Source organism: Pseudomonas putida (genome assembly GCF_028682395.1).
GTDB classification, from domain to species: domain Bacteria; phylum Pseudomonadota; class Gammaproteobacteria; order Pseudomonadales; family Pseudomonadaceae; genus Aquipseudomonas; species Aquipseudomonas putida_AB.
Map to the genome: position 1 here is coordinate 222,094 of NZ_JANHLC010000006.1, position 16,205 is coordinate 238,298.

Annotated in this window: 17 protein-coding genes; 9 read left to right on the top strand and 8 right to left on the bottom strand. The window is 61.7% G+C overall.

All coding sequences use genetic code 11. The features are described 5' to 3' along the window. Window positions 1-28: 28 nt before the first annotated feature. The gene (locus NPS46_RS16340; protein WP_274108871.1) at window positions 29-700 is read right to left on the bottom strand and encodes a LexA family transcriptional regulator; all 672 of its coding nucleotides are present in this window, start codon (window positions 698-700) and stop codon (window positions 29-31) included. Between the two features lie 131 nt (window positions 701-831). On the opposite strand from NPS46_RS16340, the gene NPS46_RS16345 reads away from it, so the two are divergent. The 4 genes from NPS46_RS16345 to NPS46_RS16360 all read left to right on the top strand — a co-directional run bounded on the left by NPS46_RS16345 (window position 832) and on the right by NPS46_RS16360 (window position 5,559). Beyond that, the gene (locus NPS46_RS16345) at window positions 832-1,188 is read left to right on the top strand and encodes a DUF6124 family protein (RefSeq protein ID WP_274108873.1); all 357 of its coding nucleotides are present in this window, start codon (window positions 832-834) and stop codon (window positions 1,186-1,188) included. Between the two features lie 540 nt (window positions 1,189-1,728). Next, window positions 1,729-2,880, top strand: coding sequence for a M14 family metallopeptidase (locus NPS46_RS16350; RefSeq protein WP_274108875.1), 1,152 nt, complete (start codon window positions 1,729-1,731; stop codon window positions 2,878-2,880). Window positions 2,881-3,011: 131 nt separating this feature from the next. Then, window positions 3,012-4,148: a cell division protein ZapE gene (gene zapE / locus NPS46_RS16355; RefSeq protein WP_274108877.1), complete on the top strand. Its 1,137-nt coding sequence runs from the start codon at window positions 3,012-3,014 to the stop codon at window positions 4,146-4,148. Window positions 4,149-4,239: 91 nt separating this feature from the next. Continuing rightward, window positions 4,240-5,559 (top strand): leucine-rich repeat-containing protein kinase family protein, encoded by a 1,320-nt coding sequence (locus tag NPS46_RS16360; protein ID WP_274108879.1) that lies wholly within the window; start codon window positions 4,240-4,242, stop codon window positions 5,557-5,559. Between the two features lie 63 nt (window positions 5,560-5,622). Here the strand turns inward: NPS46_RS16360 and NPS46_RS16365 are convergent, their stop codons facing one another. Further along, window positions 5,623-6,327, bottom strand: coding sequence for a YebC/PmpR family DNA-binding transcriptional regulator (locus NPS46_RS16365; RefSeq protein WP_274108881.1), 705 nt, complete (start codon window positions 6,325-6,327; stop codon window positions 5,623-5,625). A gap of 224 nt (window positions 6,328-6,551) precedes the next feature. On the opposite strand from NPS46_RS16365, the gene NPS46_RS16370 reads away from it, so the two are divergent. After that, window positions 6,552-8,528, top strand: a complete 1,977-nt coding sequence (locus tag NPS46_RS16370) for a type VI secretion system Vgr family protein (protein WP_274108883.1) — start codon at window positions 6,552-6,554, stop codon at window positions 8,526-8,528. Between the two features lie 9 nt (window positions 8,529-8,537). Here NPS46_RS16370 and NPS46_RS16375 read toward each other — a convergent pair whose 3' ends face one another. Beyond that, entirely contained in the window at window positions 8,538-9,398 is an 861-nt protein-coding gene (locus NPS46_RS16375; protein WP_274108885.1) for a LysR substrate-binding domain-containing protein, read from the bottom strand. A gap of 118 nt (window positions 9,399-9,516) precedes the next feature. On the opposite strand from NPS46_RS16375, the gene NPS46_RS16380 reads away from it, so the two are divergent. Both NPS46_RS16380 and phnX read left to right on the top strand, forming a co-directional pair. Further along, complete coding sequence (locus NPS46_RS16380) at window positions 9,517-10,626, top strand: 2-aminoethylphosphonate--pyruvate transaminase (RefSeq protein ID WP_274108887.1); 1,110 nt, start codon at window positions 9,517-9,519, stop codon at window positions 10,624-10,626. A 38-nt stretch (window positions 10,627-10,664) separates the two neighbouring features. Then, entirely contained in the window at window positions 10,665-11,492 is an 828-nt protein-coding gene (phnX, locus tag NPS46_RS16385) for a phosphonoacetaldehyde hydrolase (RefSeq protein ID WP_274108889.1), read from the top strand. Between the two features lie 62 nt (window positions 11,493-11,554). Here the strand turns inward: phnX and NPS46_RS16390 are convergent, their stop codons facing one another. Next, window positions 11,555-12,112 carry an NADPH-dependent FMN reductase gene (locus NPS46_RS16390; protein WP_274108891.1) on the bottom strand — a complete coding sequence of 186 codons (558 nt, stop codon included), beginning with the start codon at window positions 12,110-12,112 and terminating at the stop codon, window positions 11,555-11,557. A 217-nt stretch (window positions 12,113-12,329) separates the two neighbouring features. On the opposite strand from NPS46_RS16390, the gene NPS46_RS16395 reads away from it, so the two are divergent. Both NPS46_RS16395 and NPS46_RS16400 read left to right on the top strand, forming a co-directional pair. Then, window positions 12,330-12,569, top strand: a complete 240-nt coding sequence (locus NPS46_RS16395) for a hypothetical protein (RefSeq protein ID WP_274108893.1) — start codon at window positions 12,330-12,332, stop codon at window positions 12,567-12,569. A gap of 83 nt (window positions 12,570-12,652) precedes the next feature. Continuing rightward, on the top strand, window positions 12,653-13,543 hold the full coding sequence (locus NPS46_RS16400; protein ID WP_274108895.1) for a LysR substrate-binding domain-containing protein: 891 nt from the start codon (window positions 12,653-12,655) through the stop codon (window positions 13,541-13,543). Here the strand turns inward: NPS46_RS16400 and NPS46_RS16405 are convergent. From NPS46_RS16405 to NPS46_RS16420, 4 genes are all read right to left on the bottom strand, one after another. Continuing rightward, a complete protein-coding gene (locus NPS46_RS16405; protein ID WP_274108897.1) occupies window positions 13,540-14,106 on the bottom strand; it encodes a GNAT family N-acetyltransferase in 567 nt (188 codons plus the stop codon). The two genes, NPS46_RS16400 and NPS46_RS16405, sit on opposite strands and share 4 nt — an antisense overlap. A 43-nt stretch (window positions 14,107-14,149) precedes the next feature. Further along, the gene (gene dnaQ, locus NPS46_RS16410; RefSeq protein ID WP_274108899.1) at window positions 14,150-14,905 is read right to left on the bottom strand and encodes a DNA polymerase III subunit epsilon; all 756 of its coding nucleotides are present in this window, start codon (window positions 14,903-14,905) and stop codon (window positions 14,150-14,152) included. Next, window positions 14,898-15,350: a ribonuclease HI gene (gene rnhA / locus NPS46_RS16415; RefSeq protein ID WP_274108901.1), complete on the bottom strand. Its 453-nt coding sequence runs from the start codon at window positions 15,348-15,350 to the stop codon at window positions 14,898-14,900. The genes dnaQ and rnhA overlap by 8 nt, the downstream gene beginning before the upstream one ends. Before the next feature lie 95 nt (window positions 15,351-15,445). Then, the gene (locus NPS46_RS16420) at window positions 15,446-16,204 is read right to left on the bottom strand and encodes a class I SAM-dependent methyltransferase (protein WP_274108903.1); all 759 of its coding nucleotides are present in this window, start codon (window positions 16,202-16,204) and stop codon (window positions 15,446-15,448) included. Between the last annotated feature and the right edge of the window lies 1 nt (window position 16,205).

Below are 16,205 nucleotides of genomic sequence, written 5' to 3' on the forward strand. Positions count from 1 at the left end.
CGGCTAGGGGGCCTTGGACGCATGATGCTCAGATAAATTTGATGGTGGCCTGAACCACCACACCGACAATTCGGCACTCGTCGCTGTACAGCACTTTGGGGTAAGTCGGGTTCAGCGGCTTCAAGTAACGTTGGCCGCCCTCCTCGATCAATTGCCTGAACATCGCCTCGCAACTGCCCGGCCACCGCGCAACCACCATGACCCCGGGCTCGACCGGCAAATCCGGGTCGACCAACACCATCATCCCTTCGGGCACACTGATACCCATCGGTGCGGTCATCGCATCGCCCGTGACCTGCAACCAGAACGCCTGCCCCTGAGCCCGATAATCGGTGGCCTCGAAACGGCCCGGCGGATAGGTCACCTGCCCCGGCTCACAAATCTCACCGGCCTGGGCCCAATCGCTGATCGGATAACGAAACGAGAGTTTCTGGCGCAAAGCCACTGCCAGGCCCTCATCGTTGGCCGCGTCGATTTCCCTTGCGCCAGGACCTCGTTCACGAACACTCAGCACCACCTCCAAGTGGCCGAGTTCCAGGGCTTCGAGAATCGCATTCATGATCTTCAGCTCAGGCGTGCGGCGCTTGTTCAGCCAGTGACCAACAGCGCCCTGAGATTTATCGATACGTTCTGCGAGCTTTTCTTGGGTGAGCTTCAACTCAGCCATCTTGGCTTTGACCAAGGCGATCCATTTATCCATCGGCGGAACAATACGGACCGTCCTCCAGCTCTCAACACACATATTGTAGTATTTAAAACAAAGAAATGAATACGATACGTACTAAGATCAAGCAGACTTTTTGCACAAATCGTCATAAAGGAACGAGAGCCATGGTTTTTCTACTCAAGGACGCTCCCGAAGAGAACGAGGAAGCGCCTTACTCCTCCCTCAAGAACTGCGCTGCGGCACAGCGTGCACTGGATTACTATTTGAAACCGGGCGTTTCAGAGCAGGAAGTGAAGGAACAACTGTTCAAGGTCAACGAGAGTATCGGCGAAGAAGAAGCGCTGATTCACGCCGCTGATCTGATGCGCTGCGCTTCAGCCATTGCCTACGAGTCAGCTGTCGACTTGCAGGGAGCCAAGCGCGATCTCGCGTTCTCGGTAGTCCATATGCTGGAACTGGCACGTTCCCTGATGGAGCGCTCCATGACACGCGCACGGCTACTTGGGCCTGGGCCGAGCTGAACACACCGCAGCAACGCCTGAACATTGCCTCATGCGCCAGCAAGCACCTATCAGCCAGTCGGCTCAGTTGCTTGAAAGTGTCGGAGAAAGGGGGGAGGTAAAAAAATTTCAGAAAGCGTGGAAATTCATTTGACTTGCAAATGATAATGATTATTATTGAACGCAGCTGGTCGCAAGACTGGCGGATAATCTGGAGACCTTAGGTCGGACTCTCGATTATCTCCTCATCAGGCTAATCACGGTTATTTGACCCGGCTTTTTGCCGGGTTCTTTTTTTGCCAGTTTTTCTGGCTTGGCTTCAGGCTAATGAAGACTGTTTCTTTCGATGGCGCGGATGATAGCAAAAGAATGTTGCAGCACGGAAGACCAAGCACGCCCTACAGGTCGAGGCTTTGGACTTTAGCACTTGAGAATCAATCGCATGGCCACTAAGCTGGCTCCGCGTCAAGGAAGACGCCCCCTCCTGCAAACTCCCTCCAGGATTCGCCGCCCAGCCGGTGTACAGTAGCCCGCATACCGTGACTGTGCAGGCCTCACCCCATGAATACTCCCAGCTCTCCCCTGATTATTCGCAGCGATTTCGACAGTGCCAATATTGCCATGCTCGATAGTCGCGATCCGTGCAATGTCCTGCTGGCAATCAAGCCGGACACCCGCAGCGCACATTTCCAGTGGTTTCATTTCAAGGCCGAGGGCCTGCAACACGGGCAGCGTCATGTCTTCAACCTGAGTAACGCTGCCCAGTCTTCCTATCCCCTGGCCTGGAGTGGTTACCAGGCGGTCGCCTCCTACAACCAAGTCGATTGGTTTCGCCTACCCAGTCACTTTGACGGCCAGACGCTGAGCTTCAGCCTCGACGCCCAGCACGACCATGCCTGGTTTGCCTACTTCGAACCCTACAGCCGCCAGCGCCATGACTGGCTGATCGAGCAAGCCTTGGACCATGCCGGCTGCGAGCTACTGGCCACGGGGCTTAGCGCCGAAGGGCGCGAGATCCCGTTGCTACGTCGAGGCCAAGGCGCGAGCAGCCAACGCAAGATCTGGATCATTGCCCAGCAACACCCCGGCGAGCATATGGCCGAATGGTTTATGGAAGGCGTGATCGAGCGCCTGCAGCAGGTCGATGACCCGCAGTTGGCTGAACTGCTGGCCAGCGCTGACCTGTACCTGATCCCCAATATGAACCCGGATGGCGCCTTCCACGGTCATTTGCGCACCAATGCCCTGGGCCAGGACCTCAATCGAGCCTGGCAAAACCCCAGTCGTGAGCACAGCCCGGAGGTCCTGTTTGCGCAGGAACAAATGGACAAGTACGGTGTAGACCTCTTTCTCGACATCCACGGCGATGAAGAAATCCCCTACGTATTTACCGCAGGGTGCGAAGGCAACCCGGGCTACACGTCGCGGATCGCGGCACTGGAAGCCGGGTTCCGCGAGCACCTGTGCCACCAGACCCGCGACTTCCAGACGCTCCACGGCTATACACGCGACCTGCCGGGCCAGGCCAATATGACCCTGGCCTGCAATAGCGTCGGCCAGCGCTTCGACTGTCTTTCACTGACCCTGGAAATGCCCTTCAAGGATCATAACGATGCACCTGACCCGTTAACCGGCTGGTCCGCCAAGCGCTCCAGGCAGTTGGCCAAGGATGTGCTGAGCAGCATTGCCGCCACCGTCAACCGCTTGCGCTGAGCCGCCAGTACGCACTGGCTCTCGACATATTGAAGGCGTATCGGCGATTGGTTAAATTAGCGCCCGATGGCGCCCGGCTGAGGCGCCGCCACCAACCCCGACGGGACCTCGGGCGCACGGGGTAACTGCCATTGTCTGCTTCACCACCTGATCGCCCTTCCCCGCCCAGCCGCTGGCAAACACTGGCGCGCCTACTGGGCAGACGCCCGGCGCCAGTGCCATCGGCGCAGGACCCCGGCCATCGCGTACGCGAACACCTGCGCAATAAAGCCAGCCAACAGGGATATACCCTGAGCCATAGCCAGTTGCGGGTGATCGAAAACATGGCCGTCCAGGCCCGGGAACTGGTCCAACCGACAAGCCATCGCGCTTCGCGGGCACCCGGCCTGTACCTGCACGGAGCCGTGGGCCGAGGCAAAAGCTGGCTGCTGGATGGTTTTTTCCAGGCCGCCGCGCTGGAAGAAAAGCGCCGCCTGCACTTCCACGACTTTTTCGCCCAATTGCACCAAGGCATGTTTGCCCACCGCCAGCAGCCGGATGCCCTGGCGACGACCCTCGACGAACTGCTCCAGGACTGCCGCCTGCTCTGCTTCGATGAGTTCCATGTGCACGATATCGGCGATGCGATGCTGATCTCTCGGCTGTTCAAGGCCTTGTTCCAACGCGACATCCTGCTGGTCGTCACGTCCAACTATCCGCCCGCCGGATTGTTGCCCAACCCCCTGCACCACCAGCGCTTCAAGCCGGTTATCGAGCTGATCGAAACGCGGATGCAGGTCATGGAGGTCGGCGGCCCCCACGACTATCGCAGCCTGGCGCGCCAGCATTCCCAGCAGGTTTTTACCCTCGGTCGCTACCTGTGGCCGGGCTCACCAGCCCAGCGCCAGGCCCTGCAACTGCCCCAGCGCCAGAGTGCGCCCGAGGCCTTGCTGGTCGGCACTCGCCACTTGCAGATACGCCACGCGAACGAACGGACACTGAGCGTCCATTTCAGCGATCTGTGCGAGCAGCCCACCGCCGTGATGGACTACCTGGAACTGAGTCGACGCTACGACCACTGGATCATCGACGAACTGCCCAGCCTGGAAGCGCTGCCGAGCGCCGTACAGCAGCGGTTTATCAATCTGATCGACGTACTCTACGATCAGGATAAGCACCTGACGCTGATCGGCCGGCAACCGCTGCGTGACAGCCTGCTCGGCGATGCCAGCGATCTGGCCCGAACCCGTAGCCGCCTGGGACAACTGCTTGAAGTTGGGCCGCAGTGATCGCGCGCAACTCATCCCCAAACATCGGCCATCCTGCCACCAGCATCGCTATCATGCCTCGTTAGGCCGCCCTCCAAGGTCACGCACATTCATGCACACACTTGCCCAACTCCGCAGCGGTGAACTCGCCGGCCTCAAGCGTCTCGACCTGAGCGAGGCACTGGCCGAGTTCCCCCGGGAAATCTTCCAACTGGCAGATTCTCTGGAAATCCTCAATCTCAGCGATAATGCCCTGAGCGAACTGCCCCCCGACCTGCATCGCCTGAAGCACCTTCGCGCGCTGTTCTGCTCGAACAACCGGTTTACCGAGCTGCCGACAAGCCTTGGCGAATGTCAGCAACTGAGCATGGTGGTCTTCAAGACCAACCGCATCGAGCAGATCCCAGCGGCCGCTTTGCCCCCCAACCTGCGCTGGCTGACCCTGACCGATAACCGTATCGAAACCTTGCCCGAGGCCCTGGGGGAGTGCCGCGATCTGCAAAAACTGTTACTCGCGGGAAATCGGCTGCGCAACCTGCCCTCCAGCCTGGCGAGCTGCCAGCGTCTTGAGCTGCTGCGTATTGCCAGCAATCACCTGAGCGAACTGCCCGACTGGCTGTTTGAGCTTCCCAGCCTGGCGTGGCTGGGATATGCCGGTAATCCTTGCGCCCAGCCCACGGCATCATTCGACAACGAGCCTCTGGCAGACATCGACTGGAGCCAGCTGCGTGTCACCCACCAGTTGGGGGAAGGTGCCTCCGGGGTTATCCGCCAGGCCGATTGGCACCGCTCGCACCAACCGCCACTCCCGGTTGCGCTCAAACTCTACAAAGGCGCAATCACCAGCGACGGTTCGCCGCAACATGAAATGGCGGCTAGCATTGCCGCAGGCCATCACCCCAATCTGATCCGCATCCAGGGTCGTCTCAAGGGACACCCCGAGGAGAGCGACGGCCTGGTCATGGCGCTGATCGACCAAGCGTTCAGTAACCTTGCAGAGCCCCCGAGCCTGGCGAGCTGCACACGCGACAGCTATGCCCCGCACCGCCGCTTCAGCGTCGCCAGCGCCTTGAACATCGCTGCGGCTCTGGCATCCGCCGGTGCCCATCTGCATGCACGCGGCATCTGCCACGGGGATTTCTATGCACACAATGTTCTGGTCAACCGCCAAGGTGACTGCCTGCTGGGAGATTTTGGTGCCGCCTCGTTTCATCCTGTGGATGACAGCGCTCGCAGCCGCGCCCTGCAAAAAATCGAGGTAAGGGCGTTCGGCATCCTGTTTGGAGAACTGCTGGAGCGGCTGGACAATGCGCCTTCAGCGGATGAACTCAGACCCTGGCACGCCCTGCAGCAACGTTGTGTTCAAGCCGATATCCACGCTCGCCCAGACTTTGGGCACATCCTTCAGCAGTTCGCTAACCCTCACGCCTAAACGACAAGCGCCGGCCAGAGGTTGCCCTCTGGCCGGCGCTTGCGACAGTAGCGGGTAGCTGGATCAGCCCGCCAGGCCGACGAACATATCCTGCACATCGTCATGGTTGTCGAGCGCTTCAAGGAACGCTTCGACTTCAGCCATCTGCTCATCACTCAAGCCGCTGACCGGGGTCTTGGCCTGGTACCCCAGCTTGGCCGACAGTACGGTAAAACCGAACTCGGGCAGGGCCTTTTGCACGGCATCCAGATCCACCGGGTCGGTCAGGAACAGGGTGGTGCCGTCTTCACCCGGCTCGAAATCCTGGGCACCGGCCTCGATCGCCGCCACTTCCGGATCAACGTCGGCCGAATCCGGCTGGGCCTCGATCATCCCGAGGTGGTTGAAGTCCCAGGTGATCGAGCCCTTTTCACCCAGTTGCCCCTTGCGGAACAGCACGCGGATCTCCGCGACGGTACGGTTGATATTGTCGGTCAGGCACTCGACGATGACCGGCACCCGGTGAGGGGCAAAGCCTTCATAGGTGACGTGATGGTACTGAACGGTTTCACCCAGCAGGCCCGCGCCTTTCTTGATGGCACGTTCCAAGGTTTCACGGGGCATCGACGCCTTTTTCGCTTGCTCGACAACCAGGCGCAGGCGTGAATTCATGTCTGGATCGGCACCCGAGCGCGCCGCGATCATGATTTCCTTGGACAGCTTGCCGAAAATCTTGCCCTTGGCGTTGGCTGCTGCCTCTTTGTGTTTAACCTTCCACTGTGCGCCCATTGCTTGCTCTCTCGATCTGGGGCGCCGGGCCACTTCTCGGCCGGCGCATGGGCGCCAGTTTATACGGCTGACCGTCACCAATCGACCAAAAACTCTGGGAATTGCCCGATCCCAACCCGCGCCTCGTAGGCAAACTCCCAAAATCCGCGTTGCAGTGCCCAGGCCTCACGGCTTTACGTAACCTCTGACTCCCGACCTAAAAAACCGCCATCGGAGGGCACGATATGCCGGCACAGCAGCGACTGTTTACCCTGACCCTCGACCAGCACCCCGTGAACCTGCGCATTACCGGTTTCAGTGCGCGCGAAGCCCTGAACGAACCCTTCAGCATCGCGGTAGACCTGCTCGGCGAGCAGCTTGCACCCGCCCTGGAAACCCTGCTGCAATGCCCCGCCTTTTTGGCCTTCGGCCCGGCTGGAGAGGGCCTGCATGGCAGCGTCCAGACCGTGACCGAGCGTCACCTGGACGCTCAGCAGTACCACTATCACCTGACCTTCGGTCCGCGACTGCTGTCATTGGGACGCCAGCCACGCCTGCGGGCATTTCACGACCTCGACGTCCCCACGATACTGCACCAGTTGTTGCACGAGCATGGGCTCCTCGCGCGCGACTACCGTTTCGAGCTGGCGCGTGGCGTCTATCCGCCGCGGCCGCTGTGCATCCAGTACGGCGAAACCGATCTGCAGCTGTTCCAGCGCCTGTGTGCCGAAGAAGGCATCCATTACCACTTCGAACACACCCCGCAACGCCACGTGCTGGTATTGGCCGACGATGGGCAGAGCTTTGTCGAGCTGGCACCGCCACTCCCTTATCAGAACGGCCCATCAGCGAACCCGCTGGAGCCGAAGATCCATCGCCTCAATGAGTGCCAGTCACTGGACGTCAGCCTCGAGTCTCCCGCCATCAGCCAGGGCGAGGCCGCCAGCCGTTGCGCCGTGAACCTGACCGATGGCGCCGCTAACCAGACACCTCTTGAGCCGGAACTGGCGGGACAGGCACGCGGCGACCAGCGCGGCCGTCGCCAGTTGGAGCGCATGCGCTGTCGGCGGCGTCAGCTCGAGGGTGCGAGCAATCAAGCGCTGTTGCGCAGTGGCCGGACGTTCGAGGTCAAAGCCCATCCGCAGGTAACCTACAACAAGCATTGGCTACTCACTGAAATCACGCATCACGCCGACAGCGATCATCCCTCCACCGCTGGCCCCGAGGCGAGCTATTACAACGATTTCAAGGCCATCCCCCAAGCCACCCCATTCAGGCCGGCGCTCACCACTGGTCGCCCAGCAGCCTTTGGTCATCTGCTGGCTCGGGTCGCCGGCGTTCAGGGGCAAGCCGTAGCCTGCGACTCTGCGGGACGGCTTGAGGTGGTGCTCGAATCTCACCATCTACCCAATGCCCAACCCCTCGGCCTCTGGGTCCCCTGGCTCGGCGGCACGACGCAGGCGCCGCCCGTGGCCGGCTCCCGGGTGCTGCTCGAATTTATCGACGCGGACCTTGAGCAACCCGTGATCAGCGGCTGTCTTGCCCCACGGGATGAGCCACCGCCCTCGGGTCAGCCGGACGCGTCCGGCACACCGCCGCCCCACATTGAACTCGACGGCCAGGCCTGGAACCCAGCGGAGTCCATGCTGAACCTAAGCACTGGTCAGGTACTCGACGTCACTGCCGGCGCACGCATGACCTTGCACAGCAATGGAAATCTGATCCAGGTGCGCGCAGACAGCATCGTTTTTCAGGGCCGGCAGCAAGGTCTATCGCAAGCCAGTCCGGACCTCCAGTCGCAGGCCGAAACAACGTCGCCGGAAACAGAGTGCACGGGCGAGATCTACCTGTTCGAACACCCGCACGACCAGGAGCGGTGCCTACCCGAACTCGACTGGTACATCGTGCGCATGCCCAGGCCCGGGCTGGAGGAACTGAAGCGGCTCGAATACGCCAACATCCTGCTCGAAGGCCGCAGCGATTCGACGGGGCGCCTGCGCCTGAACCGCGAGCAGCAGCGCCGATTGGCCAGGGAGTACGCCCTGACGCCGGGACAACTGAACCTGCTTTACCCTGGCCGCTGTATCGAGCTGCACGAGTACTTCCAGCAACATTGGAGCCACGCCCAGCGCCAGGCATTCGCGCGCTGCGGCCAGGCCCTCGAAGACCGTGGCGCCGGGCTCGAGCCCCTGTACCGGTGGTTGCAGGCACCTCTGGACTGAACCGCCAGCTCAGCCTGCGGCCAGTTCGAAAAAGGCCCGGATCATGCGCAACTCCCGCCGCCGCTCAAGGCAGCCCAGCAGGTGCTGGTTATCCAAGCCGTGGCCCGTGATCGGCAGGGCCACGACACGCGGATCATGGCCGACCTCCAGGGAGGACACGATGCCAATCCCCAGTTCGGCTGCAACGGCCTCGGTAACGGCCTCGCGGCTGTCGAGTTCGAGCAGCACCCGCGGGTTCACCCCAGCCGCACGGCACGCGGCGTCGAATGTCCGGCGCGTGGTGGACGTTGGCTCGCGCAGCACCATGATCACCTGGTCCAGTTGCTCAAGAGGCAAATCGCCAGAGCGGGCGGCCCAGGGATGCCCCAATGGCACCAGCGCACAGATGCGCGACTGGCCAATGCCCTGCAGGTGCAAACCTTGGCGCGCTTGGACCTCGGTCAACAGGGCGACGTCGACATGCTCGGACAGCAACGCCGCCAGGGTTTCCTGGGCATTGCCCAGCCGCAGATTGACGGTGATGCCCGGGTAGCGCTCACGCAAACGCGCCAGCATGGGCATCACCAGGTGCGGTCCGTCAGCCGCCACCTCCAGCCGACCACTGAGCAGTTGCCGATTGGCGTCGAGCAGCGCTTCAGCCTCATCGACCAGGCCGAACAGCGCCCGGGTAATCGCCGCCAGGCGCAACCCTTCCTCGGTCAATTCGACACGTCGGGCCGTACGTCGCAACAACGAGATCTGGTAGTGCTCCTCCAGCGCCTTGATATGCCCGGTCACGGCCGGCTGGCTGATAAACAGCCGGGCCGCCGCGCGCGTAAAACTCCCTTCACGGGCCACCGCGTCGAAGGCGCGAAGTTGGAACAGGTTCATTCATAAGCCTCACTTATCACTGGCATCACAACAAACAATTTGATTGATATAACCGCAAACTGCAATTTATGTCGCGTATCCCGTTCAACCAGACCCGCCCCCTGCAAGGACACCTGACATGAGTACCGCCGCCCCGATCCTGCTCACTCCCGGCCCGCTGACCACCTCGGCACGCACCCGCCAGGCCATGCTGGCCGACTGGGGCTCATGGGACGAACGTTTCAACCAGATGACGGCCAGTGTCTGCGAGCAACTGCTGGGCATGGTTGATGGCGCGGACAGCCATCACTGCATTCCCCTGCAAGGCAGCGGGACCTTTGCCGTAGAGGCCGCGATCGGCACACTGGTGCCTCGCGACGGCAAGGTCCTGGTGCTGATAAATGGCGCCTACGGCCAGCGGCTGGCGAAGATCTGCGCCGTGCTGGGACGCGACTTCAGCACCTTTGAAACCGCCGAGGACCAACCCACGACCGCCGCCGATGTTGAACGGCTATTGCTGGCCGACCCGACCATCAGCCATGTGGCACTGATCCACTGCGAAACCAGCACCGGGATTCTCAACCCGCTGCCGGAGATCGCCACCACCGTCGCGCGCCATGGCAAACGCCTGCTGATCGATGCCATGAGCTCGTTTGGTGCCCTGGCCATTGATGCCCGATATATCCCCTTCGACGCCCTGATCGCCGCTTCCGGCAAATGCCTGGAGGGCGTCCCGGGGATGGGCTTTGTGCTGGCCGCCAAACAGTCCCTGGCCAGCGCCCCAGGCAACGCCCACTCCCTTGCCCTCGACCTGCACGACCAGCACAACTATATGGCCAGTACCGGACAATGGCGTTTTACCCCGCCGACCCATGTGGTAGCCGCACTGCACGAGGCCTTGCAGCAATATCACGAAGAAGGCGGCCAGCCGGCCCGCTATCGCCGCTATCAGGACAACTGCCAGGTCCTGCTCCGCGAAATGGCCAACCTGGGCCTGCGCAGCTTTCTGCCGGCCGCGATCCAGGCGCCGATTATCGTCACCTTTCACGCCCCACAGCACCCGAACTACCAGTTCAAGGCCTTCTACGAGCGAGTCAAGGCCAAGGGTTTCATCCTCTATCCGGGCAAGCTGACCCAGGTCGAAACCTTTCGAGTCGGCTGCATCGGCCATGTCGGCCCGGACCAGATGCAAGCCGCCGTCAACGCCATTGCCCAGGTGCTCCGGGACATGGCGGTCCTGGAACACTGATTAAAGCGCCCTATCCCTTTTGCCAAGAGAACACTGCCATGAACTACAGCCACCCCAATACCCTCCAGGCCGCCATCCTTGACTGGGCGGGCACCGTCGTCGACTTCGGCTCCTTCGCCCCCACGCAGATTTTTGTCGAAGCCTTTGGCGAATTCGGCATCCAGGTCTCCATCGAAGAAGCCCGCGGCCCCATGGGCATGGGCAAATGGGACCATATCCGCACACTGTGCAACCAGCCGCAGATCGGCGAGCGCTACCGCGAAGTGTTTGGCCGCCTGCCCAGCGACGCCGACGTCACCGCGATCTATGAGCGCTTTATGCCGTTGCAGATCGAGAAAATCGCCGCACACTCGGCGCTGATCCCCGGCGCCCTGCCCGCCATCGCCGAACTGCGCGCCATGGGCCTGAAAATCGGCTCCTGCTCGGGTTATCCGGCACAGGTCATGACCAAGGTGGTCGAACTGGCGGCCCGTAATGGCTATGTCGCCGACCATGTAGTGGCCACCGACGAAGTCCCCAATGGGCGCCCATGGCCGGCCCAAGCGTTGGCCAACGTGATTGCCCTGGGGATTGATGATGTGGCGGCATGCGTGAAGGTCGACGACACCGTACCCGGTATCCTCGAAGGCCGGCGCGCCGGGATGTGGACCGTCGCCCTCGTCTGCTCGGGCAATGCCCTGGGCCTGGACCATGCCGCGTACCTGGCGCTGGATGCCGCAACACTGGCCACCGAGCGCACGCGGATCCACGCGCTGTTCGCCGGATCGCGCCCCCATTACCTGATCGATACCCTTGTCGAGTTGCCCGCCGTGGTGGCCGATATCAACCGACGCCTGGCCCTGGGGGAAATGCCTCAGGCCAGTTGACTGTGCCCGGGGAGCCGCGTCCTAAATGGCGCAGTTCCCCGGCTGCCCGCCTGACTCCGCCATCAGCGCTTGGCGTTCTGCTCGACCCACTTGGCATAGGCCGTGATAAACCCCTGTAGAAACGGCCGACTCTGCTCCGATAATTTCCCCGCCGCATCGAAGGCATTGCCCGCGCCACCGAAATAGGCTTCCGGCTGCTGCATGCAGGGCACATCGAGAAACACCAGGGATTGGCGCAGATGATGATTGGCACCAAACCCGCCGATGGCCCCGGGCGAGGCACTGATCACGGCCCCAGGCTTGCCACCCCAGGCGCTTTTGCCATACGGCCGCGACCCCACATCGATGGCGTTCTTCAAGGCACCGGGCACCGAACGGTTGTATTCGGGGGTCACGAACAATACCGCGTCAGCCGCGCCAATCTGCTCGCGAAAGGCCCTGTAGGTGGCCGGAGGCGTTACATCGATATCTTCGTTGTACAGCGGCAAGTCGCCGATCTCGACAATCTTCAGCTTGAGATTGGCCGGTGCCAGTTCACTCAGGGCGTGGGCGATCTTTCGGTTGATCGAGTCCTTTCTCAGGCTGCCGACCAGGACGGCGACCGTATAGACATGGCTCATGGGAACTCCCGGGTATCTGACTGAAGGAAGTCATAGGTATAGATGACCGAAGACAGTTCGTCCCTGGCCAGTGCCGTGTTTAACGGTTTTTTCTGGAAACCGCCCGCGTCGCCCATGGCGCCTTCTGCGGTATTTTTTTTGCTGGGTAAAACTTACCTCCGTCCAACCCGGTCTACAGCACCGCAAATCGAGTGTTTATCCCCAGAGGTTCTAGAAAATGGCAGCAGTTCTCGTCGGGCAGTTTCATGCAAGGGATGCCGAAGGACGGATTTACTCCGTGCATGAGTTCCAGGAATCAATGCCGAGCGAAGAAGGCCTGGCCGGCCAGGGGCCCGTTACCAGCTACAAACTGGCGATTGGTGATCGCGTCAATAAGCTCGACGACAACCAGTTCGAACTGGTGCAGTCCGGCATCACCATCACCCGTGAACCCGAGAGTGGCAACGATGCTCAATAACCTCGGGTTATAAGCACAGTCACGGTGCCTGAGTTGGGGTAGGATCAGCGTTGATCCCACCCTGCCGGACACGGACTTCAAGCATGCGTTTACGCGATATAGAGGTAATCCAGGCCATCCTGCAGACCGGCCAACTCAACAGCGCCGCGCAATTGCTGCAATTGCCGCCCGAGATCCTCGACGGCTTCCTGCGCGATGCCGAGCAGTCCCTCGGGTTTATGCTGTTTGCAAGCGTTCGGGCACGGCTCCAGCCGACCCGCGAATGCCTGGCGCTGCAAGCTGAAATCAACCGGCTGTACGGCGAACTCGATCCGATCCGGCGCCTGGCCAGCAGCCTGCGCCAGCACCTGGACCCACCTCTGCGGATCACCTGCACGCCGACCCTCGCCCAGCAACTGCTGCCCCAAAGCATCGCCGCCCTGCGCCGACGCTTTCGTGAGACCCCCTGCACACTCGCCAGTGAATCGACCCGCGATATCGTCAAGAGCCTGCTGCTGCACGAGAACCAGTTGGGCCTGAGCCTGCACGAGGCCGAGCATCCGCAGATCGCGAGCACACCCTTGGCCCAGGGCAAGCTGCAACTGCTTGCGCCCCGTGGCTGGCTGCAGCCGAAACAGAAGTACATTGCCCTGAACGAGCTGGCGGGCCAGCCCCTGATCGGTCTCGAAGGCCAGGACCCGCTCAGCCTGTTGCTGGACACCAAGCTCCAGGCGCTGCGCCCGGCGCCACAGGTGCAAACCCGAGTCCAGACCTACCAGATGATGCGCAGCATGGTCGAAGCCGGGGAAGGCCTGGCCATCGTCGACCCGTTTACCGCCTTTGGTGCCCGCGAGGCTGGCCTCGATTGCTGCCCGTTGTCACCGGCGATCATGGTCAACCTGCATGCCCTGACCCTGAAGGACCAGGCACCTTGCGCAGCACTGACCGCCCTGCTGGAAATCGTCAGCGAAAAAGCCACAAGCATGCTGGCCTAGCCGATAAACAGCAGATACCAGAAGATCGCCACCTCGCCGCTATGCGCATCAATCCCGCGATAACGCAGGCGGTCGATGCCGCCAACTTCATAACCGCACTGGCGATACAGCCGACAGGCCGCCTGATTATTGCTTTGGGTTTCGAGCATGACGCCCTGCAGGTTTTTTTTGCGCGCCCAGAACTGGGCCACGTTCAGCAAGACCCTGGCCACCCCCGCGCGCCGCGCCGACGCATCCACCGCCAGCTCATCGACATGGGCAAAACCGTTCCAGTTGGTGCTGACTACCAGATGTCCGACCGCACGTGCCCCCAGATAAGCCATCAGCACTTCACTCTCGGCACGGCCGCGGTAGCCGAGAAATTCCTGGGCATCGATGCCATAGCATTTGCGGTAGGGTGCTACCGCCTGCACGGCCCATTGTTCAAAGGGCCTGTCGAGTTCCGGCTGCAAGTAGCCGCACACCTCGAAACTGAAGTCACTGGCAGCGATATAGTCGGCAAAGCCTTCGTCCGCCACTTGGACCCTGACGTCGCCAGGGGGTGCTTCGGGATGGGCAGGCATGCTCAAGGCTGTCCTCAAAAGTAAATGTGAGTTACAGGCCCAATCAGTGCAGTGATCCCTTGGCCTCGGCCAACTGGGTCCAGAGCGCCGGAGCACCGGCCGATTTGCCGATGGCTTCCAGCCTGGCGAGATGCTCGGCCAATTCGCTCTCGCTGGCCCGGATAATCCGTGCAGGCTGGCGGTCGGCCGGCAGTCGGCGGATTTCACTGGCCTGGCTGCCCGAACCATCACCGGAACCATTACCGTCGGAGGCATTGCCCGCCAGTGACAGGCTGGTCTGGCCGCCAGTCATGGTCAGGTAGACGTCAGCCAGAATTTCCGAGTCAAGCAAGGCGCCGTGCAATTCACGGCCGGAGTTGTCAACGCCGTAGCGCTTGCACAAGGCATCGAGGCTGTTGCGCTGGCCGGGGTGACGTTCCCTAGCCATCATCAAGGTGTCGAGCACCGTGCAATGCCGGGTGATATCGGCGCGATCGGCCTGCCCGAGCAGGGCAAACTCGTTGTTGATAAAACCGATGTCGAACGCCGCGTTATGGATAATCAACTGCGCGCCCTTGATGAACTCGAAGAATTCATCGGCCACTTCGGCAAATCGCGGCTTGCCGACCAGAAACTCATTGGTGATGCCGTGCACCGCAATGGCGCCCTCATCACTTTCGCGGTCGGGTTGCAGGTAAACGTGAAAATGCCGGCCGGTCAGGCGCCGGCCCATCAGTTCCACGCAGCCGATCTCGACGATCCGGTGACCGTCGGTCACCGGCATACCGGTGGTTTCGGTATCGAGTACCACACTACGCATGCTTGATCCCCCGCACTTCGTCCACACCACGGTTGGCCAACTGATCGGCCCGCTCGTTGCCGTAATGGCCGACATGACCGCGTACCCATTGCCACTTCACGTTGTGGCGCTGGACCTGCTCGTCGAGCAGTTGCCACAGATCAGCGTTCTTCACCGGTTCCTTGGCGGCCGTCTTCCAGCCACGCTTCTTCCAGTTGACCATCCACTCGGTGATGCCTTTCATCACATACTGCGAATCGGTCACCAGCAGCACGTCGCAAGGCCGCTTGAGCTCCTCCAGGCCGCGAATCGCGCCGAGCAACTCCATACGGTTGTTGGTCGTGTTGGCTTCGCCGCCCCAGAGTTCTTTCTCTACGCCCTTGCACACCAGCAATGCCCCCCAGCCACCCGGGCCGGGGTTGCCTTTGCAGGCGCCATCGGTGAAGAGTTCAACGCTATCGCTCATTACTACCTTTCCATCGAAAATTGCCAGGTGCCCCGCCGGCAATCGCTCGGCAGAACCCAGGGCCGGAAACCGGCCGAAACTGAAGCATCTGTGGATTACGGCTCGCTGCGGCGGCGATTGACCTTGGCCATCGGCAACGGCAGCAGCTTGCCCATCGACTCGCGCCGGGCCTGGCGCACGGGCCGCAGGCCCACGGCGATCTTGCGCGCGATCAGGAGATAGAAGCCGCCGCCGGCCAATTGCCAGCCTCCGGCCAACCGTTCCCAGCCGGCCAGGCGCGTCTGCCAGACAGGCGAAGCCAGCGGCGGACGATAGCACCCGAAGCGGCGTTTCTCCAGCGCAAAGCCCAGCAGGTTCAGCCAGTCGGCCACGCGTGAAGGAGCAATGCACCGCGCCTGCGCCAGGGCATCGTGGGCGAACAGATGCCGCAGCCCCCAACTGCTCCAGGGATTGATGCCCAGGATCACCAGGTGCCCGCCCGGGCGCACGCTACTGGCGGCCTCACGCAGCAGACCATGGGGCGACAGGCAAAAATCCAGGCCATGCTGCAACACCACCACGTCGGCGGCATGCTCACTGAGCGGCCAGGCCTGCTCTTCACAAACGATCTCGACCCCCGGCAGCGGCGCCCCGAGGCGAACATTACGTTGCACCTGCGGCGCGCTCGGCGGCTTTTGCGCGCCCGGCCCGTAATGCACCAGATACCCGCCGAAAAAACGCCCGAGCTCATCCTCGAGCATGCGCCGCTCTTCCTCCAGCAACAGCTGCCCGATGGGACTGGACAGCCAATCTCGCGCCGCGCTAATCAGCGCCAGCCACTCGGGGTCGGCTTGGGCGAAAGCCTTGTCGGTCATG

Bases quoted from the DNA above. Each gene is read 5' to 3' on its own strand.
- NPS46_RS16340 (WP_274108871.1), bottom strand. From the start codon at position 700: ATGGATAAATGGATCGCCTTGGTCAAAGCCAAGATGGCTGAGTTGAAG.
- NPS46_RS16345 (WP_274108873.1), top strand. From the start codon at position 832: ATGGTTTTTCTACTCAAGGACGCTCCCGAAGAGAACGAGGAAGCGCCT.
- NPS46_RS16350 (WP_274108875.1), top strand. From the start codon at position 1,729: ATGAATACTCCCAGCTCTCCCCTGATTATTCGCAGCGATTTCGACAGT.
- NPS46_RS16360 (WP_274108879.1), top strand. From the start codon at position 4,240: ATGCACACACTTGCCCAACTCCGCAGCGGTGAACTCGCCGGCCTCAAG.
- NPS46_RS16365 (WP_274108881.1), bottom strand. From the start codon at position 6,327: ATGGGCGCACAGTGGAAGGTTAAACACAAAGAGGCAGCAGCCAACGCC.
- NPS46_RS16370 (WP_274108883.1), top strand. From the start codon at position 6,552: ATGCCGGCACAGCAGCGACTGTTTACCCTGACCCTCGACCAGCACCCC.
- NPS46_RS16375 (WP_274108885.1), bottom strand. From the start codon at position 9,398: ATGAACCTGTTCCAACTTCGCGCCTTCGACGCGGTGGCCCGTGAAGGG.
- NPS46_RS16380 (WP_274108887.1), top strand. From the start codon at position 9,517: ATGAGTACCGCCGCCCCGATCCTGCTCACTCCCGGCCCGCTGACCACC.
- phnX (WP_274108889.1), top strand. From the start codon at position 10,665: ATGAACTACAGCCACCCCAATACCCTCCAGGCCGCCATCCTTGACTGG.
- NPS46_RS16390 (WP_274108891.1), bottom strand. From the start codon at position 12,112: ATGAGCCATGTCTATACGGTCGCCGTCCTGGTCGGCAGCCTGAGAAAG.
- NPS46_RS16395 (WP_274108893.1), top strand. From the start codon at position 12,330: ATGGCAGCAGTTCTCGTCGGGCAGTTTCATGCAAGGGATGCCGAAGGA.
- NPS46_RS16400 (WP_274108895.1), top strand. From the start codon at position 12,653: ATGCGTTTACGCGATATAGAGGTAATCCAGGCCATCCTGCAGACCGGC.
- NPS46_RS16405 (WP_274108897.1), bottom strand. From the start codon at position 14,106: ATGCCTGCCCATCCCGAAGCACCCCCTGGCGACGTCAGGGTCCAAGTG.
- dnaQ (WP_274108899.1), bottom strand. From the start codon at position 14,905: ATGCGTAGTGTGGTACTCGATACCGAAACCACCGGTATGCCGGTGACC.
- rnhA (WP_274108901.1), bottom strand. From the start codon at position 15,350: ATGAGCGATAGCGTTGAACTCTTCACCGATGGCGCCTGCAAAGGCAAC.
- NPS46_RS16420 (WP_274108903.1), bottom strand. From the start codon at position 16,204: ATGACCGACAAGGCTTTCGCCCAAGCCGACCCCGAGTGGCTGGCGCTG.